This is a genomic window from Actinomycetospora lemnae (assembly GCF_028737315.1).
Lineage (GTDB): Bacteria > Actinomycetota > Actinomycetes > Mycobacteriales > Pseudonocardiaceae > Actinomycetospora > Actinomycetospora lemnae.
In genome coordinates this window covers 120,887-144,669 of the sequence record NZ_JAQZAO010000005.1, presented here as the reverse complement: position 1 = coordinate 144,669, position 23,783 = coordinate 120,887, and the positions used below count along the sequence as shown (strand labels likewise).

Sequence of the window (23,783 nt, the reverse complement as noted above, 5' to 3'; positions counted from 1 at the left end):
CCTCAGGAGGAGACCTCGACGGAGTTGATCACGATGTCCTGGACCGGACGGTCGCCCGGGCCGGTCGCGGTGGCCGCGATGGCGTCGACGACGTCGCGGGAGCTCTGGTCCGCGACCTCACCGAAGATCGTGTGCTTGCGGTTGAGCCAGGTGGTCGGCGCGACCGTGATGAAGAACTGCGAGCCGTTGGTGCCGGGCCCGGCGTTGGCCATGGCGAGCAGGTAGGGCCGGTCGAAGCGCAGGTCGGGGTGGAACTCGTCGGCGAACCGGTAGCCGGGGCCGCCGCGGCCGGTGCCCGTCGGGTCGCCGGTCTGCAGCATGAAGCCCGCGATGACGCGGTGGAAGATCGTGCCGTCGTAGAACGGCCCGCTGCTGCCGCCCTTGGCGTTCGGCTCGCTGTACGACTGCTCTCCGGTGGCCAGACCGACGAAGTTCGCGACGGTCTTGGGCGCCTCGTTGGGGTACAGCCGGACGGTGATGTCCCCCTGGGAGGTGTGGAGCGTGGCGGTCGGCGTGTCGGCGGTGGTCACCCGCCCATCGTGCCACCCCTCACGACACGACCTTCGAATGGAGTAGCGGTCACATTCCCCGTCGCTTCGCTCGCCCTCGGGTGTGGCGTCCCGGCGGGTCGGGCACTTGCACCCCAGTGGCCGGGGGCATCATGGCCGCCCACCGACGAGTGAGGTGAAGTCGTTGAGCAGCAAGACTCTGATCGGCGCCAGGGAGGACCTGGACGATCTGCGCAAGGAGGGCCAGAAGGCCCGCAAGCAGGCCGAGAAGCGTGCGCAGAAGGCCGCCGACCAGGCCCGCAAGGAGCGCGACAAGGCCCGCAAGCAGGGCCAGAAGAAGCGTGCCGAGGTGCGCAAGGACGTCCGCAGGGCGGCCGACGAGGCCCGCCAGCGCGTCCTCGACGCCCGCGCGGAGGCCCGGCAGCGCGCCGAGGAGGCGCAGGCCGAGGCCCGCAAGCGCGCCCAGGAGGCTCGCGAGGAGACCCGCAAGCGCGCCAACAAGGCCGCCAAGGAGGCCCGCAAGCAGGCCAAGGCGTACGCCAAGGACGCCCGCAAGCGCCTCGAGCAGTCGGCCGTCCCCACCAGCGCCGACGAGTTCCGCGACCTCGGCGAGACCGTGCGCGGCCAGCTCGAGGAGGGGCTGACCTCGGTGCGCAAGGACCTCGCGGCCCGCATCGAGCCCGAGGAGCCCAAGAAGCGTCGCCGCTGGGGCCTCTGGCTCGTGGTGCTCGCGGTGCTCGGGGCGGGCATCGCCGTCGTGGCCACCCGGCGCGAGCCGGAGCTCCCGCCCCCGCCGCCGCCCGCGCCGCGTCCGCGCCCGGTGACCACCGAGGCCCCGGTGGCGCCGGGCCAGGCCAGCAGCCAGGAGATCCCGACCCGCACGTCCACCGACGCGGTGTCCGGCACCAGCCCGAACGGCGCGGTCTCCTCCGACAAGCCCGCCACCGGCGGCAAGGAGTAGGTCCGCTCCCGCCACCCTCGTCGGCACGGCCCGCTCCCGGTCCACGGACCGGGAGCGGGCCGTTCGCGTCCGGCGACCGCTCTGTCGGCGCTCGGTCGCCGCTTCATCGTCCGAAGACCCGGCGCAGCCGGTCGCCGGCGCCGACGCCCCGGTCGAGCACCGTGTCCTGCGGGCGCCCGCCGACGACCGCCCCGACGTTGGTCGCGCTCGTGCTCCCCGGTGTCAGGTAGCCGACGTGGCCGCGGGACGCGGCGAGCACCCGCCCGTCGGGCAACGCGACCTCGCGCGCCGAGAGCCCGGTGACGCCGGGCATCCGGTTGGGGTCCGGACCGAACCAGCCGGTGTCGGCCACCGGGTCGCCGGCCGCCTCGACCACCCACGCGTGGCCCGGGGGACGCCCCGGCGCCGCCCCGACGCCCGGGCTGCCGAGGTGGATGACGTCGTCGACCCCCGTCGCGCCGCCCGGAGCGAGCGCCGCCGCGGTGACCACCGAGCCGTAGGAGTGCCCGACCGCGGTGACGTGCGCGTCGGGCCGACCCTCGGGGCGCGCGGCGTCCAGCCCGTCGAGGAACGACGCCAGCCGCCGCCCGCCCTCCTCCGCGGGGCCGCGGCCGAGCACCGACCGGTCGGGCTCGGCCACCTCGTCCACCTGGGGCGCGTCGTAGCCGTACCAGGCGACCGTCGCCGTGCCCGGCCCGGCGGAGGCGGCGAGGGCGTCGAGCTCCTCGAGGCGTCGCGGGAGCTCGTCGACGCCGGTGGTGAAGCCGGGCGTGAACACACCGACGTGCGCGGCGGTGTCGACGTCACCCTGCGCCACGGCGGCGCGCACGCCCTCGCCGTCCTCCGGGTGCGGGTCGACCTCGAGGTCCAGCAGGGCGCGTCCCGGCCGGTCGACGGCCGCGGCGACCGCGCCCAACCGGGCGAGGCGGGCCCGGACCTCGCGCAGACGCCAGGCGGTGGTCACCAGCCCGAGGGGGTCGCGCACCCGGGCCAGACGCTCGCGCACGGCGCGCTCCTCCTCGAGCGCCCGGCCCTGCTCGACGGCGAGGAGCCGGCGGTTGGCGCGGTCGCGGACGGTGGCGGGCAGGCCGTCGAGGCCGCCGACCAGGGCCGGGCGGTCACGTTCGAGCGCCGCCCGCGCCCCGGGGTCGAGGCCCGCCCACCACCGGGCCACGCCGCCGGGGTCGAGGGCGCCGGTCGGGGTGGTCGGCGGCGCGGCGTCGACGTCGCGGCCGGCGGCGTCCAGGGCGAGCGCCAGTGCCGCGTCGACCGCGGGCGGCGGGGTGCCCCCGGCCAGCGCCAGTGTCGCGGCCCCGAGGGCGGCGAGCACCCCGTCGAGGTCGGCGAGCAGGTCCTCGTGCCGCCGGCGCAGGGCCGCGCGCGCCTCCTGCGCATCCCGGGCCGCGGCGCCGCGCCAGCCCGGCACCTCGCCGGCGAGGACCTCCCCCGCCCGCGCCAGGGAGGCCCGTGCCGCGAGCAGGCGGACGGCGGCGACGGCCGGGGTCACGGCGTCCCGCCCCCGAGCACGCCGGCCGCGTCGTCGTCCCCGGCGCGGTAGGTGGCCGCGGCGAGGTCGAGCGCCTCGCCGTGCACGGCGAGGTCGTCGCACCACCGACCGACCGCCGCCTCCCACCGGTCGGCCAGCGCCGCGGCCGCCGACGCCGCCCGCCCCGCGGGCAGGACCGCCACCTCGCGCACCGCCTCCGCCGGCCCCGCGGCCGACGCCTCCTCGGCCGCGGCGACGCACACCGCACCCGCTGCCTGCAGCTCCGCGGGCCGCACCCCGAGCCCGTCCTGATCGTCCACACCTCGTTCGACGTGGCGCGACCCGGCCCGGATCCCGGGTCCCGTCCGGGCTGGGGACGCGAACGGCGGATCGGGACGGCGCCCGCCGTCCTGGGGACGGCGATACTCGCGCGCGTGCCGTCCCCCGACCGCAGGACCGTCCGCACCACGCCCACGCCCGCGGAGCTCGAGGCCGCCCGCTCGCGCCTGCTGCCCGACGTCCTGCCCGGCCCCGACGACCCCCCGCTGCGCGTGCTGTTCTGCGGCATCAACCCGGGCCTGGTGTCCGCGCTGACCGGCCACCACTTCGCCCGGCCCGGGAACCGCTTCTGGCCCGCCCTGCACGCGTCGGGGTTCACGCCGCGCCGCTTCTCCCCGGCCGAGCAGGACCTCCTGCCGTCGCTGGGCCTCGGTATCACCAACGTCGCCCCCCGGGCCACCGCGCGGGCCGACGAGCTCGACGACGCCGAGCTGGTCGCGGGTGGGGAGCGGCTGCGGGAGCTGGTCGCCGAGGTCCGCCCGGCGTGGCTCGCCGTCGTCGGGATCGGGGCGTACCGCGTGGCGTTCGCCGACCGCCGCGCCGCCGCCGGCCGCCAGGAGCGCACGCTCGGGGACACCGGGCTCTGGGTGCTGCCGAACCCCAGCGGCCTCAACGCCCACCAGACGCCGGCGACGCTCGCGGCGGCGTTCCGGGAGCTGCGGGAGGCGACCGGATAGAGAACGGCCGATCGCGGGCACAGGGCCGCCATGAAGGCTGCGCTCTACCGCCGTACCGGTCCGGCCTCCGAGGTCCTGTCGGTCGAGGACGTCGAGACCCCCGAGCCCGGACCCGGCCAGGTCCGCGTGCGCATCACCGGGTCCGGGGTCAATCCCACGGACTGGAAGACCCGCGCGGGGCTGACCGGCCAGGACCCCGAGGGCTTCCAGATCCCGCACCAGGACGGCGTCGGGGTGGTCGACACGGTCGGCGACGGGGTCGACGCGGCGCTGTCGGGTCAGCGGGTGTGGCTCCAGCTCGCCGCGTTCGGCAACCGCTACGGGACGGCCGCCGAGTACGCGGTCGTGCCGGTCGGGCGGGTGACGCCCCTGCCCGGCGACGCGCCCGACGAGCTCGGCGCCTGCCTCGGCGTGCCGGCCGTGACCGCGGCGCACTGCCTGCTGGTGCGCGGGGACGGCCTCGACGCGCTGCGCGACCGCACCGTGCTGGTCGCGGGCGGCGCCGGGGCGGTCGGGCACTACGCGATCGAGCTGGCCAAGCACGCGGGCGCGCGGGTCGTCACCACCGTGAGCTCGGAGGAGAAGGCCGAGCTCGCGCGGTCGGCGGGCGCGGACCTCGTCGTCAACTACCGCGAGGACGGCGCCCTCGACCGGATCCGCGAGTTCGCCCCGCGGGCCGACCGCGTCGTCGAGGTGGCGCTCGGCGCGAACCTCGAGCTGGACCTCGCGGTCGCCGGCGCCGGGACGGTGATCGCGGTGTACGCCAACGAGCCGGACGACCCGGTGATCCCGACCCGCCGCCTCATGGTCGCCAACACCACGATCAGCTACGTGCTGCTCTACGGCGTGCCGGCCGACGAGCTGGCCGCGGCGACGGCCTGGGTCGCCGACGCCACCGCGGCCGGGGCGCTCTCGCCGCTTCCGGTCACCCGCTACGCGCTCGACGACATCGTCGCCGCGCACGAGGCCGTGGAGAACGGGGCGGTGGGCAAGGTCGTGGTCGTGCCCTGAGTGGTGCTCTGAGGGCTCACCCGTCGGCGAGCAGGCCGCGGCGTGCTCGGCGAGCGCCTCGACCAGCTCGGTCTTCGTCGCCACGTGGTGGCGGACCGTCGACCGTCGAGCGGCCCACCTCCGCCACGAGCCCGAAGGCCGCCGCCACGAGCTGCTCGCGCCGCGCCGGCTCCCCGTCACGCACGGGGGGTGTCGTCGTCTACCTGTGACCTTCCGTCACAGCTACTCACGGGTTAGGTTCCTGCGGTGCCACCACGCCACTACGACGTGCTCGTCGTCGGATCCGGGTTCGGGGGCAGCGTCACGGCGCTGCGGCTCGCGGAGAAGGGCTACCGCGTCGGGGTCCTCGAGGCCGGGCGCCGGTTCACGCCCGAGACGCTGCCGTCGACGTCGTGGGACCTGCGGAACTTCCTGTGGGCGCCCCGGCTGGGCTGCTACGGCATCCAGCGCATCCACGTGCTGCGCGACGTCGTGGTGCTCGCCGGCGCGGGCGTGGGCGGCGGGTCGCTGAACTACGCGAACACGCTCTACCGCCCGAAGAACGACGCCTTCTACCGCGACCCGCAGTGGGCGTCGATCACCGACTGGCGCGACGAGCTCGACCCGTTCTACGACCAGGCCACCCGCATGCTCGGGGTGGTCACGCAGCCGTCGGTGACGCCGTCGGACGTCGTCATGCGGCAGGTCGCCGAGGAGCGCGGGCGCGGCGACACCGTCACCCCGACCCAGGTCGGCGTGTACTTCGGCGAGGGGCCGGGCGTGACGTCGCCGGACCCGTTCTTCGGCGGCGCCGGGCCGGCGCGCACGGGCTGCCTCGAGTGCGGCGAGTGCATGACCGGCTGCCGCCACGGCGCCAAGAACACCCTCGAGACCAACTACCTGGCGCTCGCCGAGCGGGCGGGCGCGGTCGTGCACCCGGAGACGACGGTGCGCACGGTCCGGCCGTCCGCGGACGGGTACGTGGTCGAGACGCGGGCCACGCGCGGACGGGGGCGGACCATCTACACCGCCGAGCAGGTCGTGCTCGCCGCGGGCACGTGGGGCACGCAGTCGCTGCTGCACCGGCTGCGCGACACCGGCGTGCTCCCCCGCGTCTCCCGACGCCTCGGCGAGCTCACCCGCACCAACTCCGAGGCGCTGGTCGGCGCGACGGCCCACCGCGCGCCGGAGCGCGGCGGCCCCCGCGACTTCACCCGCGGCGTCGCGATCACGTCGTCGTGGCACCCGGACGAGAACACCCACATCGAGCCCTGCCGCTATGGCTACGGCTCGAACGCGATGGGCCTGCTGACGACGCTGATGACCGACGGCGGCGGGCGGGTGCCGCGCGTGCTCAAGCTGCTCGGCGCGATCGCCCGCCACCCGCGCACGTTCGCCCGCTCGCTGGACAAGCGGCGCTGGTCGGAGCGCACGGTGATCGCGCTGGTGATGCAGTCGCTGGACAACTCGATCACGGTGCGCCGGCGCTTCGGGCGGCTCGTGTCCCGGCAGGGCCACGGCACGCCCAACCCGACCTGGATCCCGGCGGCGAACGAGACCACCCGGCGGATGGCCGAGATGATCGACGGCGATCCGGGCGGGACCTGGGGCGAGGCGGTGAACATGCCGATGACCGCGCACTTCATCGGCGGCTGCCCGATCGGCGCGTCCCCGGAGACCGGCGTGGTCGACGGCTACCAGCGGCTCTACGGGCACCCCGGCCTGCACGTCGTCGACGGCTCGGCGCTCTCGGCGAACCTGGGCGTGAACCCGTCGCTGACGATCACCGCGCAGGCCGAGCGGGCCATGGCGTTCTGGCCGAACAAGGGCGAGGCGGACCCCCGCCCGCCGCTCGGGTCGGCGTACCGCCGGGTGGAGCCCGTGGCGCCCCGGTCCCCGGTCGTCCCGGCCGACGCCCCCGGCGCCCTGCGCCTGGTCCCCCTCGGCACCCCCACCGTCCCGCCCCGCACCCCCGTCGCCGGCGGCTGAGGCACGGGGTGTCTCAGCGTGGCGTCCACGCTGACACTCAACGTCAGGAAAGTCCCCACGATCACTGTCTGGTCGAGCTGGTGGAGAAACTGACGTCCAGTGTCAGCATGGACGCCAGGCTGACACCACCCCGTGCGTCGGCCACCCGCACGAGACGGTCAGGATCGCGGCGTGCCCGCCGACGCGCTGCTGTTCTCCAACTCCCGCCCGCCCGGGGCCGACGTGCCGTTCGCGCACGCCGCCGAGCCGCTGCGCGCGCACCTCGGTGACCGGACCCTGTGGTTCGCGGCGTGGGCCGGCGACGACCTCGACGGCTACACGCGCCTGGTCGCCGACGCGCTGGCGAACGTCCTCGGGCCGGTCGACGTCCGCGGCCTGCACCGCGAGCCCGACCCGGCGGCCACCATCCGCGACGCCGACCCCGACCGCGAGACCGTCTTCGTCGGCGGCGGCAACACCTTCCGCCTGCGCCGGCGCACCGGCGACAACGGCGTCCTGGCCGCCCTGCGCGAGCGCGACGACCTGCGCTACGCGGGCGCCAGCGCCGGCTCCAACCTCGCCTGCCCCACGATCATGACCACCAACGACATGCCGATCGTCGGTCCCGGGGGCCTCGACGCCGTCGGCCGGATCCCTGTCCAGATCAACCCCCACTACCTCGACCCCGATCCGCACTCCACCCACCGCGGCGAGACCCGCGAGGAGCGCATCCGCGAGTTCCACCAGGAGAACGCCGTCGCCGTCGTCGGTCTGCGCGAGGGCGCGTGGCTCCTCCGCCGGACACGGAGCGAAGCGGAGCCGGACCATCGAGAGCGGGACGCCCTCACCCTCGACGGCCACACCGCCCGCCTCTTCCGCCGCGGTCACGAGCCGGTGGAGCTCGCCGCGGGTACGGACCTGTCGTGGCTGCTCGCGACACCTACCTCCTGACCGACGTCCGCACCCGTCGCCACGACCGACCGGTCGACGTCGCGGTCACCGACGGCCGGATCGCCGCCGTCGGCCCGGCGCTGGAGCACGACGGCCGGGACGTCCTCGACGGCGGCGGGAAGATCGTCCTGCCGGGGCTCGTCGAGCCGCACCTGCACCTCGACAAGGCGATGCTCGGCGCGGAGGTCGTCGGCTCGCTCGACGACGCCGTCGCCCGCACCACCGAGCGCAAGCAGACCTTCACCGCCGACGACGTCCGCACCCGCGCCACCGACCTGCTCACCCGCGCCCACGCGGCCGGCGTCACCCGGGTCCGCACCCCCGTCGACGTCGACCCCACCGTCGGTCTGACCGGCCTCGACGTGCTCCTCGAGCTCCGCGACGCGTGGCGCGGGACGGTCGAGCTCCAGGTCGTCGCCTTCCCGCAGGAGGGCATCGCCGCCCGTCCCGGCACCCGCGACCTGCTCCTCGAGGCCCTCGCCCGCGGCGCCGACGTCCTCGGGGCCTGCAGCTACGCCGAGGACGACGTCGACGCCTGCCGCGAGCACGTCCGCGACGTCCTCGACCTCGCCCAGCAGCACGGGGTCCCCGTCGACGTCCACGCCGACTTCGCCGCCGGGGCGGGTGGGGGTGTCCCCGACCCGCGCCACGACCTCGCCGCCGAGATCGCGGCGATGACGGACGCGGCGGGGCTCGGCGGCCGCATCGTCCTCGGCCACGTGACGACCCTCGCCGGCCTCGACCCCGACCGTCGGCGCCGCACGGCCGACGCGCTGGCCGCCGCGGGCGTCGGGGTGGCGGTCCTCCCGCCCACCGACCTCTACCTCGTCGGGGCTTCCGCCCCGGTCCGGGAGCTGCGCGACGCCGGCGTGCGCGTCGCGTGCTCGTCGAACAACGTCCGCAACGCCTTCACCCCGTTCGGCACCGGCGACCCGCTCGACGCCGCCCTCACCCTCGGCCACATGCAGGGCCTGGAGCTCGACACCCTGCTCGACATGGTCACCGGCGACGCCGCGGCGCTGATGGGTGACGACGCGCACGACGTCGTGCCGGGCGCGCGGGCCGACCTCGTCCTGCTCGACGCCCCGGACGTCGCCACCGGCCTGCTCGACCGCGCGCCCCGCACGCACGTCGCGGACCTCGAGCCGGCGCGAACGGGGACTACGCGCGCCTAGAGGCAGCGAACAGCGCGTTCGCTGCGACACCCCGAGCGGCGCCCGCGTTGACACCGGCGCAGACTGATTCCCGATGACCACCATGCGCCGATCGTCCGCCGAGTCCCTGCTGGCCGAGGACCTGCGCTCGGCGGTGCGGGGGCGGGTGCGCTTCGACACCGCGAGCCGGGCCATGTGGTCCGCGGACGCCTCGAACTACCGCCACGTGCCGCTCGGTGTCGTGCAGCCCGTCGACCTCGACGACGTCGAGGCGGCCGTCGACATCGCCCGCCGCCACGAGGTCCCGGTCCTGCCGCGCGGCGCGAGCACGAGCATCGGCGGGATGGCGGTCAACGAGGCGCTGATCCTCGACTTCTCGCGCCACCTCGACCGCGTGCTCGAGATCGACCCCGCGACGCGCACCGCCCGCGTCCAGCCCGGCGTCGTCCTCGACGACCTGCGCGAGGCCGCGCGCCCGTACGGCCTGACGTTCGGCCCCGACCCGTCGACGCACAACCGCTGCACGCTCGGCGGGATGATCGCCAACAACGCGTGCGGGTCGCACTCGGTGGCGTGGGGCAAGACCGTCGACAACGTCCGCGAGCTCGACGTGCTGCTCGCCGACGGGACGCGGATGAGCGTCGGCCGCACCCCCGACCTCGCGGCGGCCCAGCAGCGGCCCGGCCGCGAGGGCGATGTCTACCGCGAGCTCACGCGCCTGCGCGACCGCTACGAGAAGACGATCCGCGACGAGCTCGTCGTCGACGGCCTGACCCGGCGCGTCAGCGGCTACAACCTCGACCAGCTCCTCGACGACGCCGGCGTCGACCTCGCCCGCGCGCTGGTCGGCACCGAGGGCACGTGCGCGACGATCCTCGAGGCCACCGTCGAGCTGGTCGAGGCCCCGCCCGTCCGGGCGCTGTGCGTGCTCGGGTTCCCCGACGCCTACACCGCCGCCGACCACGTCATGCCGATCCGCGAGCACGCCCCGCTCACGATCGAGGGCGTCGACGTCGGCGTCATCGGCGCGCTGCGCGCGAGCCGTCCCGACGACCGCACCCACGAGCAGCTGCCCGAGGGCAAGGGCTGGCTCTACGTCGAGACCGGCGGCGCCGACCGCGCCGAGGCCGAGGCGAAGGCGACGGCCATCGGCAAGGAGATGGCCCGGTACGGGGCCAGCGTCAAGGTCGTCTCCGAGCCGAAGCAGATGCGCGCGCTGTGGAAGGTCCGCGAGGACGGGTCAGGCATCGTCACCCGCTCCCCCGACGGCGGCGAGGCGTGGCCGGGGTGGGAGGACGCGGCGGTCCCGCCGGCGCGGATGGGCGCCTACCTGCGCGAGTTCGACGCCCTGCTGCGCCGCCACGGGCGCCAGGGCGCCTACTACGGCCACTTCGGTGACGGCTGCCTGCACGTGCGCATCGACTTCGACCTGCTCACGCGCCCCGGCCTCGCCAACTTCCGCGCCTTCCTGCTCGACGCCGCCGACCTCGTCGCCGAGCACGGCGGATCGGTGTCCGGAGAGCACGGCGACGGCCAGGCCCGCGCCGAGCTGCTCGAGCGGACCTACTCCCCGCAGCTCATCGAGGCGTTCGGGGCGTTCAAGGGCGTCTTCGACCCCGAGGGCCGCATGAACCCCGGTCGCGTCGTCGAGCCGCGCAGGATGGACGACGACCTCAAGGTCTTCGTCGGCGTGCCCACCATCGGCCCGCGCACCGAGCTGCACTACACCGACGACCGCGGCAGCTTCACCCGCGCGAGCCGGCGCTGCATCGGCGTCGCCAAGTGCATCACCGACTCGGGCGGCTACATGTGCCCGAGCTACCGCGTCACCGGCGAGGAGATGCACTCGACGCGCGGGCGCGCGCGGATGCTCTTCGAGATGGCGTCGGGCCAGCTCGTGCCGGACGGCTGGCGCTCCACCGAGGTCCGCGACGCCCTCGACCTGTGCCTGAGCTGCAAGGCGTGCCAGCGCGACTGCCCCGTCGGCGTCGACATGGCCACCTACAAGGCCGAGTTCCTCGCCCAGCACTACGCGGGCCGCGCGCGGGAGCGCCCGCGCAGCCACTGGTCGATGGGCCACCTGCCCCGCTGGCTGCGCCTCGCCACCGCCGTCCCGGGCCTGCCGCGGCTGGCCAACGCGCTCGCCCGCCGCCCCGCGCTCGCGACGATCGCCAAGCGCCTCGGCGGGATCGCCCCGCAGCGCGACATCCCGACGCTCGCGCCCACGCCCCTGCGCCGCCTCGCCGGGCCGCACCCGGCGCGGCACGACAGCCCGCGGCCGCGCGTGCTGCTGTGGCCCGACACGTTCACCTCGGCGTTCGACCCGGACCTCGCGCTCGACGCGATCGCCGTGCTCGAGCACCTCGGCTACCGCGTCGAGCTCCCCGACCGCGGGGTGTGCTGCGGGCTGACCTGGCACACCACCGGCCAGCTCGGCACGGCGCGCAAGGTCGTGCGGCGCAGCCTCGACGTCGTCAAGCCGTGGCTCGACGACGGCGTGCCGGTCGTCGGGCTCGAGCCGTCGTGCACGGCGGCGCTGCGCCAGGACGTCGTGGAGCTGCTCGGCGAGGACGACGAGGACGCGGTCCGGCTCAAGGCCTCGACGCGCACGCTCGCCGAGGTCCTCGCCGCCCACGTCGACGAGCTGCGCGCCGGCGTCGTCGCCACGGGCCAGAAGGCCGTGGCCCAGATCCACTGCCACCAGTACGCGGCGATGGGCTTCGACGCCGACCGCGCGGTGCTGGGCGCCCTGGGGATCGACACGCAGGTGCTCGACGAGGGCTGCTGCGGGCTCGCCGGCAACTTCGGGTTCGAGGACGGGCACTACGAGGTCTCGACGGCGTGCGCCGAGCGGGGCCTCATGCCGGCGGTGCGCGCCGCCGACCCGGACACCGCGGTGCTCGCCGACGGGTTCTCGTGCCGCACCCAGATCCGCCAGCTCGAGAACGCGGGCCACGAGCCGGTACACCTGGCCCAGCTCGCCGCGACGGCGCTGGGCCTGAGGCGGGAGCAGGCGGTCACCGGCGCGAAGGGCTCATGAGGCCGGGCGTGCTGCGCTGGCTCGGGTACGCGTTCGGGGCGCGGCTGCCGGTGCGGTACGCCCCCTGGGTGCTGCACGACCTGACCTGCCGGACGTGGTTCCTGCGCCACCTCGGCCGGTCCGCGGTGCAGGCCACGCCGGCCGCGCTGCTGGCGCTGCTGCCCGGGCCGGCGTGGCTGCGCGTCGCCCTGCCGCTGTTCGTCCTGGTCTCGACGCTGTTCATGGCCACGCTGTTCTCCCCGATGGTCCGGGAGAAGCGGCTCTACCAGCACGGCTACCTGCCCGAGGTCGTCCTCCGCGAGGACGAGTAGCCGGTGGCCCGGCGCCCACGCAGCGCCGTGCCGGAGCACGGGCGGCCGGGCACGGAGGGCAGACTGTCCGGCGATGGAGCTCACGCGGGGTTGGTCGGGCGCGCTGCCGCCGGGGATCGCGGATCGCTACGAGCTCCGCGAGACGCGCAACGCCGCCGCCGTCCTCGCGGCCACGAGCCCGGACGAGTTCGCCGAGATCTGCGCCGTGCTCGCCGACTTCGCCCTGACCACCGCCGACCTCGTCGAGGCGGGTGGCAACGAGTCCCGCCTGGCCGCCCGCCTCAACACCGCCTTCCGGGCGCGCGGGTGGCGCGAGGGGCGCGTCGACACCGTCGTCACCTCGCGCCTGCAGGTGCAGCCGTGGGCGCCCGCAGGCGAGGTCGGCGTGACCGTGCGCGAGAGCGAGGTCGTCAACGAGGGCTACAAGGTCGACAACGTCAAGGGCCGGGTGGCGCTCGACGTCGAGTGGAACGCCAAGGACGGCAACCTCGACCGCGACATCTCCGCCTACCGCGCCCTCTACGACGCCGGCCTCATCGACGGCGCGGTCCTGCTCACCCGCACCCACGACGACCTGCGCGACCTCGCCCGCGAGCTGGCCCGCGCGGCGGGGCGTAGCGACGACGAGGTCCGCAGCCGCCTCTCGACGTCGACGACGACCCACCTCGGCAAGCTCGAGTCGCGGATGACGCGCGGCGACGCCGGCGGCTGCCCCCTGCTCGCCGTCGCCATCTCCCGGCGCTGCTGGGTGCCCGCCGACGGCGAGCCGGCGCGCCCCGAGGCCGAGACGCCGTGGATGCTCACCGACGGGGTGAGCTGGTGAGCAGCCCGGACCCGGCGCACGACCGATCACTGTCGGACCCCGGCGCTAGCGTCCCGCCCGCCCCGACCCCGGCGAGGAGGCCCGAGACGATGACCCTGGCGGCGGACGCCGGCAGCCCGGAGATCAGGACAGAGATCGACGCAGAGGCCAGCCCCGGCGAGCCCGGCCCCACCGACGAGCCCGCGGCCGAGTCCCCGCGCGCCCGCCGCGCGGCGCCCCTGCGCGTGGACGCGACGCCGCTGGAGAGCGTCGCGCTCCCCCGCACGGCCGGCGGCTGGTCCTGCGTCTACGCCGACCCGCCGTGGCGGTTCACCAACCGCACCGGCAAGGTCGCGCCCGAGCACCGGCGGCTCGACCGCTACGACACCATGTCCGCGGCGGAGATCGCGGCGCTGCCGGTGGCGGACGTCATCTCGGCGAACGCGCACCTCTACCTGTGGGTGCCGAACGCACTGCTGCCCGAGGGCCTCGCGGTGATGCAGGGCTGGGGCTTCCGCTACGTCAGCAACCTCGTCTGGGCCAAGCGGCGCAAGGACGGCGGGCCCGACGGGCGTGGTGTGGGGTTCTACTTCCGCAACGTCACCGAGCTGATCCTGTTCGGCGTGCGGGGCTCGCTACGCACGCTCGAGCCCGGCCGGCGGCAGGTCAACATGATCGAGACCCGCAAGCGCGAGCACTCCCGCAAGCCCGACGAGGCCTACGACCTCATCGAGGCGTGCTCGCCCGGGCCCTACCTCGAGATGTTCGCCCGCTACGCCCGCCCGGGGTGGACGAGCTGGGGCGCCGAGTCCGGCGAGGACGTCGCGCCGCGCGGTCGTCAGTACCCCGCCTACAGGTAGTACACGGCCGAACAGATTCGATCACCGCCCGTCACGGCACTCGGCCGTCGGACGGACCTTGATCTCGTTCGCAGTACGCCCCCGACCGCTTGACTCAGGGGTAATCCCCGGTAGTGGCGACATTCGGCCACGCGCTGTGATACTTCCCCGCATGGCGAAGACACCGGAGCTGGCGCGCAACCAGCGGGTGACGGGGACGGAGCGCACCAAACTGGGCAACGAGCTGCTCAAGCGGTACCAGAAGGGCGCCAGCATCCGTGAGATCTGCGCCGAGACCGGCTACAGCATCGGTCGGGTCCGCCGCCTGCTCGTCGACGCCGGCGTGGAGTTCCGCGGTCGCGGCGGCACCCAGGGCCGCAGTCGCAAGGACGGCGCGGCGAGCACCGCCAGGTCCGCGAGCTAGCCCCGACGCGTCCGGCGGCGCGTCAGCGCGTTGAACGCCGTCCGGAGGCCGACGTCGAGGCGTGAGCCGTCCGCGGGCAGCAGGCCGATCTGGCGCGCGAACTGCATCTGGTCGAAGACCACGAAGTTGCTGGCCACGTGGCCGTCCTCGACGACGAAGTGGTCCATGCCGTCGAGGTCGAGCCGGGCACCCGAGGGCGCGATGCCCTCCCAGTCGCCGCCGGTGTGGTGCCCGGTCAGGCGCCAGCGCAGGAAGACCTCGCCGCTGCGCCCCTCGCCCTGCTCGGCCATCCCCTCGATCGTCATCGTGAGGTCGGGGACGGCGGCGAACACGCTCGCCCACCAGGCGACGAGCTCGTCGGCGCCGCGGACGGTGCGCATCGGGAACCGCGCGCGGACCCCGGGCGCGTAGGCCTGGCGCAGCGACGCGGCGTCGTGGCTGTTGATCACGTCGAGGCACCACCGCACGAGCGCGCCGGGCGTCCCGCCGGCGGGCGGGGTGGGGCGCGGCGGGTCCGGCGCGGGCCGGCGGCCCGCGGGCGGCGACGACGTGGGCTCGGCACTCACGGGGCGATCACGAGCAGGAGCGTAGACGGCTTCGCGCGCGGGCACCTGTGCGCACACGACCCGCTCCGTCTCCCGAGGTGACCTCCGTCGATGAGCACGTCCCAGCTCGCCGCGCAGTGGGTGTCGGCGATCGGCAGCGCCGGCTCCCTGCTCGGGTTCGCCGCCTACGTGTGGATCATGCTGCTGAATCGCAAGGACCAGGTCGAGGTCCGCCAGGAGCAGCAGGCCCAGGGCGTCACCGCCTGGCTCGACGAGGGGAAGCGGCACGATCGCGACGAGGACTACGTGATCGTCGTCCACAACGGCGGCGAGTCCCCGGTGTTCCAGGTCCGCTGCCTGTTCAGCCTGCCGTCGAGCGACGAGCAGCACAGCGTGTCGATGGCCCTGCTGCCGCCGGCGAGCGACGAGATCCGGTCCCTCCCCTTCGGCGCCGACGAGGTCAGCCGCGACGAGCTGTACTCCGCGCCGGCCGTGCCCGAGATGCGGTTCACCGACTCGCACGGCACGCACTGGGGCCGCGACAGCAACGGGCAGCTGCACCGCCTCGACCGCCGGTCCGTGCGCCGCAAGCCGTCCCGGGACGGGCAGGACGGCGGGCAGGACGCCGCGCGCGACGACTCCGCCTGGGAGCAGGCGCACCGCGAGCGCGCGGACGCGCCGCGCGAGGGGGCGTCGCGGGGCGACTCCCCGCAGGACGACCACCACGGGGACCGGGCGGCCAGCCGGTCGTAGGCCCTACGGCAGCGTGAGGATGCGCGGACCGTCGGCGGTGATCGCGACCGTGTGCTCGGCGTGCGCGGCACGGCTGCCGTCGGCGGTGCGCAGGGTCCAGCCGTCGTCGTCGTGGACGTAGTCGTCCTCGCCGCCCGCGTGCAGCATCGGCTCGATGGCGATGACGAGCCCGGGCCGCAGGCGCATCCCGCGCCCGGCGCGGCCCTCGTTGGGGACGTGCGGCGACTCGTGCATCGCGCGCCCGATGCCGTGCCCGCCGTGGTCGGCGAGCATCCCGTAGCCGGCCTCGCGGGCGACGGCGCTGACCGCGGCGCCGATGTCACCGAGGCGCCCGCCCGGCCGCGCCGCGGCGATGCCGGCCTGCAGCGCGCGCTCGGTGGTGGCGATGAGCTCGAGGTCCGCGGGGTCGGCGTCGGCGCCCACGACCGTGCTGAAGGCGGCGTCGCCGCACCAGCCGTCGAGGAAGGCACCGCAGTCGATGCTGAGCAGGTCGCCGTCGGCCAGCCGGTGGGCGCCGGGGATGGCGTGCACGACCGCGTCGTTGACGCTCGCGCAGATGACGCCGGGAAACGGGCTCGGCGCGAAGCGCGGGTGGTAGTCGAGGAAGGCGGGCACGGCGCCGGCGTCGTCCATGACGTCGTGGGCGACGCGGTCGAGCTCCTGCAGCGTCACGCCGGGCACGGCCGCCGCGCGCACCGCGTCGAGGCAGCGGGCGACGACGCGACCGGCCTCGCGCATGGCGTCGACCTCACCGGAGGTCTTCAGCTCGATCTCGGCACGCCGCAACATGCCCCGACCCTAGACAGGGCCCGGATCCGGGGCCGGAATGACACGGCTGTCATTCGTCCCCAGTGTGGACACCGCCTGTGGACAACTCGGCGGCGGGACCGTCAGCGGGGGATGAACTCGTAGTCGGTCGGGTCGAGCTTCGCCACCGCCCGGACGTACTCCTCCATGTAGCGCGGCCAGTTGGCGACGATGCGCCCCGACTCGTCGCGGTACCAGGAGTCGCACTGCGTCCACGCCGTGCCCTCGAACTCGGCCTGCAGGCGCTCGTCGAAGGCCTGCTCGACGTCGCGGCGCACCTCGAGCGCGGCGGCGCGGCGGCGCTCGGTCTCCTCGAGCGCCTGGCGCACGTAGGCGACCTGCGCCTCGAGGAACACGATGATCGAGCCGCCCGAGGTGTTGGTGTTCGGCCCGTAGAGCACGAACAGCGACGGGAAGCCCGGCACGGTCATCCCCAGGTGCGCGTGCGCCCCCTGCGACCACTCCTCCTGCAGGGTCCGCCCGCCGCGTCCGACGATCTCCATCGGGAACATGAAGTCGGTGCTCTTGAAGCCCGTGCCCCAGATGAGCACGTCGGCGGGGTGGTGACGCCCGTCCTCGGTGCGCACGCCGTCGGGGACGATCTCGGTGACCCGGTCGGTGACGAGCTCGACGTTGTCGCGCTCGAGCGCGGGCAGGTAGTGCGAGCTGAAGAGGATCCGCTTGCACCCGAACGTGTAGTCCGGCCAGGCCTTGCGGCGCACCTCCGGGTCGCGCAGCTGGCGGCGCATGAACAGCGTCGAGTAGACGCGCCCGAGCCGCCCGACCGTGCTCGGGTGCCGGATCATGATCGTCAGGAACTCGAGGTAGCCCTTGAGCAGGAACCGGCGCGTGCGCATGATCCCCGGCACGCGGCGGAAGAGCCGGCGCATCGCCGGCGGGTAGTGGCGGTTCTTGCGCGGGAAGAACCAGTTGCCGCTGCGCTGGAAGACGGTCATCGACCCGACCTCGGGCGCGATGGCCGGCACGAACTGCACCGCGCTCGCGCCCGTGCCCACGACGGCGACGCGCTTTCCCCGCAGGTCGACGTCGTGGTCCCAGCGGGCGGAGTGCATGGCCGGGCCGGCGAAGTCGGCGGCGCCGGGGATGGGCGGGATGGCCGGGGTGTTGAGCTGGCCCGTGGCCAGCACGACGGCGTCGGCCTCCCAGCGCCGGCCGTCCTGCGCCTCGACGGTCCAGGTCATCGACGCCTCGTCGAGCCGGACGGCGTCCACGCGTACGTCCGGCACGAACACCTCGCCGAGGCCGTACTCCTTGGCGACGCCCTGGAGGTACTCGAGGATCTCCGGCTGGGGCGAGCAGAGCCGCGACCAGTCGCTGCGCTGGGCGAACGAGAACGAGTACAGGTGGCTGGGCACGTCGCAGGCCGCGCCCGGGTAGCTGTTGTAGTACCAGGTCCCGCCGATCTCGGGGGCGCTGTCGAGGATCACCACGTCGGTGATCCCGTGCTCGCGCAGCTCGATCGCCGCCGCGATGCCGCCGAAGCCCGCGCCCACGACCACGACCCGCGTCGAGGCCTCCCGCCCTGTCCCGTTGCGTCCCGTCACGGGGCCGGACGGTATCCGTTCCGCGCCGCTCCTGGCAGGCTGCCAACGTGACCTCGACCGGGCGACGTCCGCACCCGGCGCTCGCCGGCGTCGTGCGGCGCTACGCGCCCTACGACGAGGTCGCGACGTCGTCGCCGCTGCGGCGGCGCGAGGCGCCCCACGGCGCGTACACGCTGATCCTCGCCTGGGCCGACCCACTGGAGCTCGCCGGACCCGGCGGCCGCGCCCGCCACGCGGCGTTCCTCGCGGGCATGCACGACGGCGCGGTCGTCACCGCGTTCGCCGGGCACCAGCAGGGCGTCCAGGTCGACCTCACCCCGCTCGGCGTCCTGCGCCTGCTCGACCGGCCGACGTCCGCGCTGACCAACCGGGTCGTCCCGCTCGACGCCCTCGCCCAGCCGGCGCTCGCCGGGCTGCCCGAGCGCCTCGCCCACACGCCGCCGGCGGAGTGCCTCGCCGTCGTCGACTCCGTGCTGCGCGGGCTGCTCGACCGGTCACGTTCCCGCCCGGACCCGGAGGTGGCCCACGCCTGGGCGCGGCTGGCCGGCGCGCGCGGTCGGGTCGCGGTGTCGACGCTCGCCGGCGAGACGGGCTGGAGCCGGCGTCACCTGCTCACGCGCTTCCGCGACCAGATCGGCCTCACGCCGACGACGGCGGGGCGCGTGCTGCGCTTCCGGGAGGCCGCGCGCCTGCTCGTGCCCGGGCCGACGGGCACCCGCGGGCCGACCGCCGCGCGCATCGCCGACGTCGCCGCCGCGTGCGGGTTCGCCGACCACTCCCACCTCGTCCGCGAGTTCCGCGACCTCGCCGGCTGCACGCCCAGCCGCTACGTGCTGGAGTGGCGGGCGGGGTTCCCCGACGTCCAAGACGCGGCGGCGGTCGACTCCTAGCGTCGTCGCCATGAGCATCCACCCGACCCTGCGCTACCGGGACCCCGACGCGGCCATCGCGCTGCTGCGCGACGCCTTCGGCTTCACCGTCGCCGCCGAGCACCGCGGCGAGGCCGGCACCGTGGAGCACGCCGAGCTCACCCACGGCGGGGGCGCGGTCCTCCTCGGCCCCCGCCGCGAGGGCGACGCGTTCGCCACCGGCCGCGCGGTCGTCTACGTCGTGGTCGACGACGTCGACGGCCACCACGACCGGGCGGTCGCCGCCGGCGCGACCGTGGTCATGGGACTCACCGACCAGCCCTACGGCTCCCGCGAGTACGCCGCGGTCGACGGCGAGGACAACGTGTGGAGCTTCGGCACCTACCGCCCGGGCGGCTCCTGACGCGGTCCCGACGGCGCTGCGCTGGCAGGGTGGGGTGCATGGGCCCCGCCGACACGACGACCGGCCGCCTCGTCTTCGACGGCCGGTGCGGCTTCTGCACGCGCTGCGTCGACTGGCTGCGCCTGCTCGACCGGCACGGGCGCGTCGACGTGCAGCCCTACCAGGCTGCGGGCGTGCCGGCGTCGGTCGGCGCGACGGTGGAGCAGTGCGGCGAGGCGGTGCAGTGGCGGGGCCACGACGGCGTGCGGCGCAGCGGCGCGGACGCCGTCAACGCCGTGCTGTCCGAGATCACCGGGACCCCGCTGCCGTCGCTGCTCTACCGGGTCACCGGCGGCGTGCAGGAGTGGGCCTACCGCTGGGTGGCCGACCACCGCGGCGCCTTCCCGGGCACCACGCCGCACTGCGAGGCGCATCCGCAGGACTGCGCCCCGGCGATCGGCTGACGAGGCTTCCCCGCGCCCCACGGTGGGTCTAGCTTCCGCTCCCGTCGGGGCCCGACTCGTCGATCACCGGAGCACATCGTGGGCGTCCACCTCAACCCGTACCTGCACTTCGACGGCGAGGCGGCCGACGCCGTCGCCTTCTACGCCGACGTCTTCGGCGCGACCACCGACGTCATGACCTTCGGGCAGATGGGCATGGAGGGCCCGGACGCGCAGAAGATCATGCACGGTCAGCTCGAGACCGAGCACGGCATCACCTTGATGCTCTCCGACCTGCCGCCCGGGTCCACCCGCGAGCGCGGCAACGACGTCACCCTCTCGCTGTCCGGTGACGACGAGCCGACGCTGCGCGGGTGGTACGAGCAGCTGTCCGCGAGCGGGACGGTCGGCACCCCGCTGGAGAAGCAGATGTGGGGCGACCTCTACGGCGACTGCACCGACCGCTTCGGCGTGCGCTGGCTCGTGAACATCTCCGCCGCGGAGCAGAGGAGCTAGCTGGCCCCGCCGTTCCCGGAGGCGGACGCGGAGGACGAGGTCGAGGTGCCCTTGCCCTTGGCGGCGGCCTTCGGCGCGCTCTTGACCCGCGCCTTCGCCGGCGTCGCCGAGGTGTCCTTCACCGGGCCCTTCGCGACCGAGCGCCCGGGTGCGGTGCGCGAGCCCGGGTCGGCACCTCCGGACGAGCCGGTCGACGAGCCGGACGAGCCGGACGACGCCTCGGAGGTCCCGGACGACGGGCTCGTCGAGGATGCGCCGGCACCGCTCGAGGTCGCCGCCGCGCTCGTGTCGGCGCCGCCCGTGTCGCCGCCGCTCTCCTCGTCGCTGCCGCCCTCGTCGTCGCCCTCGTCGTCGCCCTCGTCGTCGCCCTGGTCGTCGCTGTCCTCGGTGTCCTCGGTGTCCTCGGCGTCCTCGGCCGAACCCTTGCCGCCCCGCCGGCCGGTCGACCAGGACAGCTCGAGCTCCAGCTCGACCTCGTCGCCGTCGATCTCCACCTCGATCTCGACCTCGATGTCGTCGGCGAGGGGCAGCGTGAGCACCGGCCCGGACAGCGACAGCTCCGCCGAACCGCCCTCGCGGATGGCGTCGGCGAGGTCGGCGAGCCAGTCGGCGACCTCCTCGCGCGACAGCGTCACCTCGTGCTCGACCTTGACCTCAGCCATCACGCCGTCCTCTCGTCGCGCGCGGCCACCGGCGCCGCGCTGTGCCCGCCACCACCCTGGCAGGAAGCGGGTGATCCGGACATCAGCGAGCGCCGTCCACCCCACACGGGCCTGGCGCCGGGCCGGGCTCCCGGCGAAGGTGGTGGTCGTGGCGCGCACCGTGGACTGGGACGGCGACGCGATCGCGGCGATCGACCAGCGGGCGCTCCCGGCGGAGTACCGGATCCGGCGCCTCGCGACGGTCGACGCGGTGGTCGCGGCCATCGGCGACCTCACGATCCGCGGCGCGCCGGCCCTCGGGGCCGCGGGCGCGCTCGGCGTCGCGCTCGCCGCCCGCCGGCACCCCCGCGACCCGGGCCGCGTGCGCGCGGAGGCCGAGCGCGTCGCCGCCGTCCGGCCCACGGCGGTGAACCTGCGCCGCGGGGTGGAGCGGGCGCTCGCGCGTCTCGACGACGGCGCCGACGCGGTGCTCGCCGAGGCGTGCGCCGTGCTCGACGAGGACGAGGCCACCAACCGCCGCCTGTCCGCACGCACCGCGGACCTGCTCACCGAGCTCTGCGGCGACCGCCCGCTGCGCCTGCTGACCCACTGCAACAGCGGCGCCCTGGCCACCGTCGCGTGGGGCACGGGGCTGGGCGCGGTCCGCGAGCTCGCCGAGCGGGGGCGCGTCGCGGAGGTCCTCGCCTGCGAGACCCGGCCCCTGCTCCAGGGCGCCCGCCTGACCGTGTGGGAGCTGCGCGAGATGGGGGTCGCCCACCGCCTGTGCGTCGATGCGGCGGGCCCGTCGGCGATCGCGCGAGGGCTCGTGGACGCCGTGGTGGTCGGGGCCGACCGCATCGCGGCCAACGGCGACGCCGCCAACAAGATCGGCACCTACGCGCACGCGTGCGCCGCGATCCGCCACGGCGTGCCGGTGGTCGTCGTCGCGCCCGAGTCGACCGTCGACCACGCCACGCCCACGGGCGCCGACATCACCATCGAGGAGCGCGCCGCCGACGAGGTCCGCACGATCGCGGGCACGCCGACCGCGCCGGCCGGGACGCCCGTCTACAACCCGGCCTTCGACGTCACGCCCGCGGAGCTGCTCAGCGCCGTGGTCACCGAGCGGTCCACGTTCCGCGACGGGGCCTGGACGGTCGCCGCGGCGCCGGCCCTGCGGTGACGTCGATGATCAGCAGCAGTGCTCCCCGCGCCAGGCCGTGCGGCCCTCCTTCACCGCCACCGCGGCGATGACGAGCGCGACCACCGGGTCCGCCCAGCTCCACCCGAACAGCGCGTTGAGCACGAGCCCGAGCAGCAGCACGCCGGAGAGGTAGGTGCACAGCAGCGTCTGCTTCGAGTCGGCGACCGCCGTGCTCGACCCGAGCTCGCGACCGGCGCGGCGCTGCGCCGTCGAGAGCACAGGCATGATCGCGAGGCTCAGGGCGGCGAGCACGATCCCGACGGTCGAGGGCTCGGCCTCGCCCGCACCCAGGAGCGTGCGCACCGCCTCGACCGTCACGTAGGCGGCCAGGGCGAAGAACGAGACGGCGATGATCCGCAGCGTCACCCGCTCCCGCGCCTCGGGGTCGCGGGCGGAGAACTGCCAGGCGACGGCCGTGGCCGAGGCCACCTCGATCGTCGAATCCAGCCCGAAGCCGACGAGCGCGGCGGACGAGGCGACGGTCCCGGCCGCGATCGCGACGACGGCCTCGACGACGTTGTAGGTGATCGTGGCGGCGACGAGGAGCCGGACCCGGCGGGTGAGGACCGCGCGCCGGGCGTCGTCGGCGGAGTCGACGGCGTCGGCGGGCGCCGGGGTGCAGCACGAGCACGGGACCGCGGGCACCGACGGCTCGGTCGCGCTCCGGCGGGGCACCTCCATCGCTGCACGGTAGAGCCCCGGCGGGGCGACGGGGAGGGCTCAGTCGGCGGACGGCGGCCGGTCGTCGGGCCGCCGCGGGCCGGGCGGGGTGCGGGCGGCGAACGCGGCCGCGCGGCCGAGGTGGCCGAGGGCGAGCGCGAGGGCGTCGAGGAGGTCCGCGACCTCGCCCGGCCGGAGCTCACGTGACCCGCAGACCGGGTGATCACCCACGGCCAGCATCCGCAGCGCGTCCCGAGCGGCCTCGACCGCGTCGTCCTGAGGTCCCATCAGATTCCATTGTGCACAACTCAATGGTGTGGCGTCGAGGTGCTCCCTGCACGGCCGTGTACGGAGCGGATCGACGATGGCACGCTGAGCACGTGCTGTCGGGGCCCGGGAACGTGTCGTCCGGCGCGCCCGGCGTCACCGGCGGCGGGGCGCCGGACGGCGGCGACCCCACGTCCTGGGCACGCGGCGTCGGCGCCCTGCAGGAGGCCGAGCGCGTCGGGTCCTGGCGGGTCGGCAGCGAGCACCTGCTGGTGGCGAGCCTCCTCGACCCCGTGGCCCGGCGGCTGGTCGCGGAGGCCGGCGTCGACTTCGGGGTCGTCCAGGCCGAGATCGGCCGGCCCGTGCACGCCGGCATCGGCGCGCCGGCGGGCCTGCTGCCCCGCCCCGAGGAGATGGCCCTCAGCGACGGCGCGACGCGGGCCCTCGAACGCCTGCGCGCCCGGGTGGGCGACGACCCGGCCCTCGCCACCTGGGTCCGGCCCGACCGCAGCACCGATCCCCGCGGACGCAGCCTCGTGCGCCGGCGCCTGCTCGTCCTGCTGCTGCAGGGCGAGGGGCCGGGCGGGGCGTGGCGGGTGCTCGACCGGCTCGGGATCGCGCCGCACACGGACTGGCTCGTGGGCCGGCTGGGTGAGCCGGACCGCTCCTCGCCGCTGTAG

General features: G+C 75.5%; 27 protein-coding genes. 18 read left to right on the top strand and 9 right to left on the bottom strand.

Annotated elements, in window-relative coordinates:
* Positions 1–2: 2 nt before the first annotated feature.
* Positions 3–530, bottom strand: coding sequence for a peptidylprolyl isomerase (locus PGB27_RS12850; protein WP_274200757.1), 528 nt, complete (start codon positions 528–530; stop codon positions 3–5).
* Positions 531–693: 163 nt separating this feature from the next.
* Between PGB27_RS12850 and PGB27_RS12845 the strand changes: the two genes are divergently transcribed.
* Positions 694–1,470 (top strand): hypothetical protein, encoded by a 777-nt coding sequence (locus tag PGB27_RS12845; protein WP_274200756.1) that lies wholly within the window; start codon positions 694–696, stop codon positions 1,468–1,470.
* A gap of 103 nt (positions 1,471–1,573) precedes the next feature.
* Here the strand turns inward: PGB27_RS12845 and PGB27_RS12840 are convergent, their stop codons facing one another.
* Both PGB27_RS12840 and PGB27_RS12835 read right to left on the bottom strand, forming a co-directional pair.
* Positions 1,574–2,977, bottom strand: a complete 1,404-nt coding sequence (locus PGB27_RS12840) for an alpha/beta hydrolase (RefSeq protein ID WP_274200755.1) — start codon at positions 2,975–2,977, stop codon at positions 1,574–1,576.
* Complete coding sequence (locus PGB27_RS12835; protein WP_274200754.1) at positions 2,974–3,276, bottom strand: hypothetical protein; 303 nt, start codon at positions 3,274–3,276, stop codon at positions 2,974–2,976. Before PGB27_RS12835 ends, PGB27_RS12840 begins: the two co-directional genes overlap by 4 nt.
* 114 nt (positions 3,277–3,390) lie before the next feature.
* Here PGB27_RS12835 and mug point away from each other — a divergent pair, with 114 nt between their 5' ends.
* The 10 genes from mug (at position 3,391) to PGB27_RS12785 (ending at position 14,451) form a co-directional block, all read left to right on the top strand.
* A complete protein-coding gene (gene mug / locus PGB27_RS12830; protein WP_408630055.1) occupies positions 3,391–3,972 on the top strand; it encodes a G/U mismatch-specific DNA glycosylase in 582 nt (193 codons plus the stop codon).
* A gap of 30 nt (positions 3,973–4,002) precedes the next feature.
* On the top strand, positions 4,003–4,983 hold the full coding sequence (locus tag PGB27_RS12825; protein WP_274200753.1) for an NADPH:quinone reductase: 981 nt from the start codon (positions 4,003–4,005) through the stop codon (positions 4,981–4,983).
* Between the two features lie 246 nt (positions 4,984–5,229).
* A complete protein-coding gene (locus PGB27_RS12820) occupies positions 5,230–6,951 on the top strand; it encodes a GMC oxidoreductase (protein ID WP_274200752.1) in 1,722 nt (573 codons plus the stop codon).
* A 171-nt stretch (positions 6,952–7,122) separates the two neighbouring features.
* Positions 7,123–7,881 carry a dipeptidase PepE gene (gene pepE, locus PGB27_RS12815; protein ID WP_274200751.1) on the top strand — a complete coding sequence of 253 codons (759 nt, stop codon included), beginning with the start codon at positions 7,123–7,125 and terminating at the stop codon, positions 7,879–7,881.
* Positions 7,854–9,056, top strand: coding sequence for an amidohydrolase family protein (locus PGB27_RS12810; RefSeq protein ID WP_274200750.1), 1,203 nt, complete (start codon positions 7,854–7,856; stop codon positions 9,054–9,056). Before pepE ends, PGB27_RS12810 begins: the two co-directional genes overlap by 28 nt.
* Positions 9,057–9,129: 73 nt before the next feature.
* Complete coding sequence (locus PGB27_RS12805) at positions 9,130–12,075, top strand: FAD-binding and (Fe-S)-binding domain-containing protein (protein ID WP_274200749.1); 2,946 nt, start codon at positions 9,130–9,132, stop codon at positions 12,073–12,075.
* Positions 12,072–12,386, top strand: coding sequence for a DUF5313 family protein (locus tag PGB27_RS12800; RefSeq protein ID WP_274200748.1), 315 nt, complete (start codon positions 12,072–12,074; stop codon positions 12,384–12,386). The genes PGB27_RS12805 and PGB27_RS12800 overlap by 4 nt, the downstream gene beginning before the upstream one ends.
* Positions 12,387–12,459: 73 nt before the next feature.
* Positions 12,460–13,209, top strand: a complete 750-nt coding sequence (locus tag PGB27_RS12795) for a BglII/BstYI family type II restriction endonuclease (protein ID WP_274200747.1) — start codon at positions 12,460–12,462, stop codon at positions 13,207–13,209.
* An 89-nt stretch (positions 13,210–13,298) separates the two neighbouring features.
* On the top strand, positions 13,299–14,048 hold the full coding sequence (locus PGB27_RS12790) for an MT-A70 family methyltransferase (RefSeq protein ID WP_274200746.1): 750 nt from the start codon (positions 13,299–13,301) through the stop codon (positions 14,046–14,048).
* Positions 14,049–14,199: 151 nt separating this feature from the next.
* Positions 14,200–14,451 carry a helix-turn-helix domain-containing protein gene (locus tag PGB27_RS12785; protein ID WP_274200745.1) on the top strand — a complete coding sequence of 84 codons (252 nt, stop codon included), beginning with the start codon at positions 14,200–14,202 and terminating at the stop codon, positions 14,449–14,451.
* On the opposite strand, the gene PGB27_RS12780 is transcribed toward PGB27_RS12785, so the two are convergent.
* Positions 14,448–15,017, bottom strand: a complete 570-nt coding sequence (locus PGB27_RS12780; RefSeq protein WP_274200744.1) for an ester cyclase — start codon at positions 15,015–15,017, stop codon at positions 14,448–14,450. The genes PGB27_RS12785 and PGB27_RS12780 overlap by 4 nt on opposite strands.
* 90 nt (positions 15,018–15,107) lie before the next feature.
* Here PGB27_RS12780 and PGB27_RS12775 point away from each other — a divergent pair, with 90 nt between their 5' ends.
* Positions 15,108–15,749, top strand: coding sequence for a hypothetical protein (locus PGB27_RS12775; protein WP_274200743.1), 642 nt, complete (start codon positions 15,108–15,110; stop codon positions 15,747–15,749).
* A 3-nt stretch (positions 15,750–15,752) separates the two neighbouring features.
* Here the strand turns inward: PGB27_RS12775 and map are convergent, their stop codons facing one another.
* Both map and PGB27_RS12765 read right to left on the bottom strand, forming a co-directional pair.
* Positions 15,753–16,538, bottom strand: coding sequence for a type I methionyl aminopeptidase (map, locus tag PGB27_RS12770; RefSeq protein WP_274200742.1), 786 nt, complete (start codon positions 16,536–16,538; stop codon positions 15,753–15,755).
* A gap of 101 nt (positions 16,539–16,639) precedes the next feature.
* A complete protein-coding gene (locus tag PGB27_RS12765) occupies positions 16,640–18,121 on the bottom strand; it encodes a flavin-containing monooxygenase (RefSeq protein ID WP_274200741.1) in 1,482 nt (493 codons plus the stop codon).
* Between the two features lie 47 nt (positions 18,122–18,168).
* Between PGB27_RS12765 and PGB27_RS12760 the strand changes: the two genes are divergently transcribed.
* The 4 genes from PGB27_RS12760 (at position 18,169) to PGB27_RS12745 (ending at position 20,331) form a co-directional block, all read left to right on the top strand.
* Positions 18,169–19,011, top strand: coding sequence for a helix-turn-helix domain-containing protein (locus tag PGB27_RS12760; protein ID WP_274200740.1), 843 nt, complete (start codon positions 18,169–18,171; stop codon positions 19,009–19,011).
* Positions 19,012–19,021: 10 nt separating this feature from the next.
* Complete coding sequence (locus PGB27_RS12755) at positions 19,022–19,393, top strand: VOC family protein (RefSeq protein WP_274200739.1); 372 nt, start codon at positions 19,022–19,024, stop codon at positions 19,391–19,393.
* Positions 19,394–19,431: 38 nt separating this feature from the next.
* The gene (locus PGB27_RS12750; RefSeq protein WP_274200738.1) at positions 19,432–19,836 is read left to right on the top strand and encodes a thiol-disulfide oxidoreductase DCC family protein; all 405 of its coding nucleotides are present in this window, start codon (positions 19,432–19,434) and stop codon (positions 19,834–19,836) included.
* A gap of 78 nt (positions 19,837–19,914) precedes the next feature.
* Complete coding sequence (locus tag PGB27_RS12745) at positions 19,915–20,331, top strand: VOC family protein (RefSeq protein ID WP_274200737.1); 417 nt, start codon at positions 19,915–19,917, stop codon at positions 20,329–20,331.
* Here PGB27_RS12745 and PGB27_RS12740 read toward each other — a convergent pair.
* On the bottom strand, positions 20,328–20,993 hold the full coding sequence (locus PGB27_RS12740) for an amphi-Trp domain-containing protein (RefSeq protein ID WP_274200736.1): 666 nt from the start codon (positions 20,991–20,993) through the stop codon (positions 20,328–20,330). The genes PGB27_RS12745 and PGB27_RS12740 overlap by 4 nt on opposite strands.
* 148 nt (positions 20,994–21,141) lie before the next feature.
* On the opposite strand from PGB27_RS12740, the gene mtnA reads away from it, so the two are divergent.
* Complete coding sequence (gene mtnA, locus PGB27_RS12735; protein WP_274200735.1) at positions 21,142–22,155, top strand: S-methyl-5-thioribose-1-phosphate isomerase; 1,014 nt, start codon at positions 21,142–21,144, stop codon at positions 22,153–22,155.
* Positions 22,156–22,164: 9 nt separating this feature from the next.
* Here mtnA and PGB27_RS12730 read toward each other — a convergent pair whose 3' ends face one another.
* Both PGB27_RS12730 and PGB27_RS12725 read right to left on the bottom strand, forming a co-directional pair.
* The gene (locus tag PGB27_RS12730) at positions 22,165–22,857 is read right to left on the bottom strand and encodes a cation transporter (protein WP_274200734.1); all 693 of its coding nucleotides are present in this window, start codon (positions 22,855–22,857) and stop codon (positions 22,165–22,167) included.
* Positions 22,858–22,896: 39 nt separating this feature from the next.
* Positions 22,897–23,124, bottom strand: coding sequence for a hypothetical protein (locus PGB27_RS12725; protein WP_274200733.1), 228 nt, complete (start codon positions 23,122–23,124; stop codon positions 22,897–22,899).
* Between the two features lie 92 nt (positions 23,125–23,216).
* Here PGB27_RS12725 and PGB27_RS12720 point away from each other — a divergent pair, with 92 nt between their 5' ends.
* A complete protein-coding gene (locus PGB27_RS12720) occupies positions 23,217–23,783 on the top strand; it encodes a Clp protease N-terminal domain-containing protein (RefSeq protein ID WP_274200732.1) in 567 nt (188 codons plus the stop codon).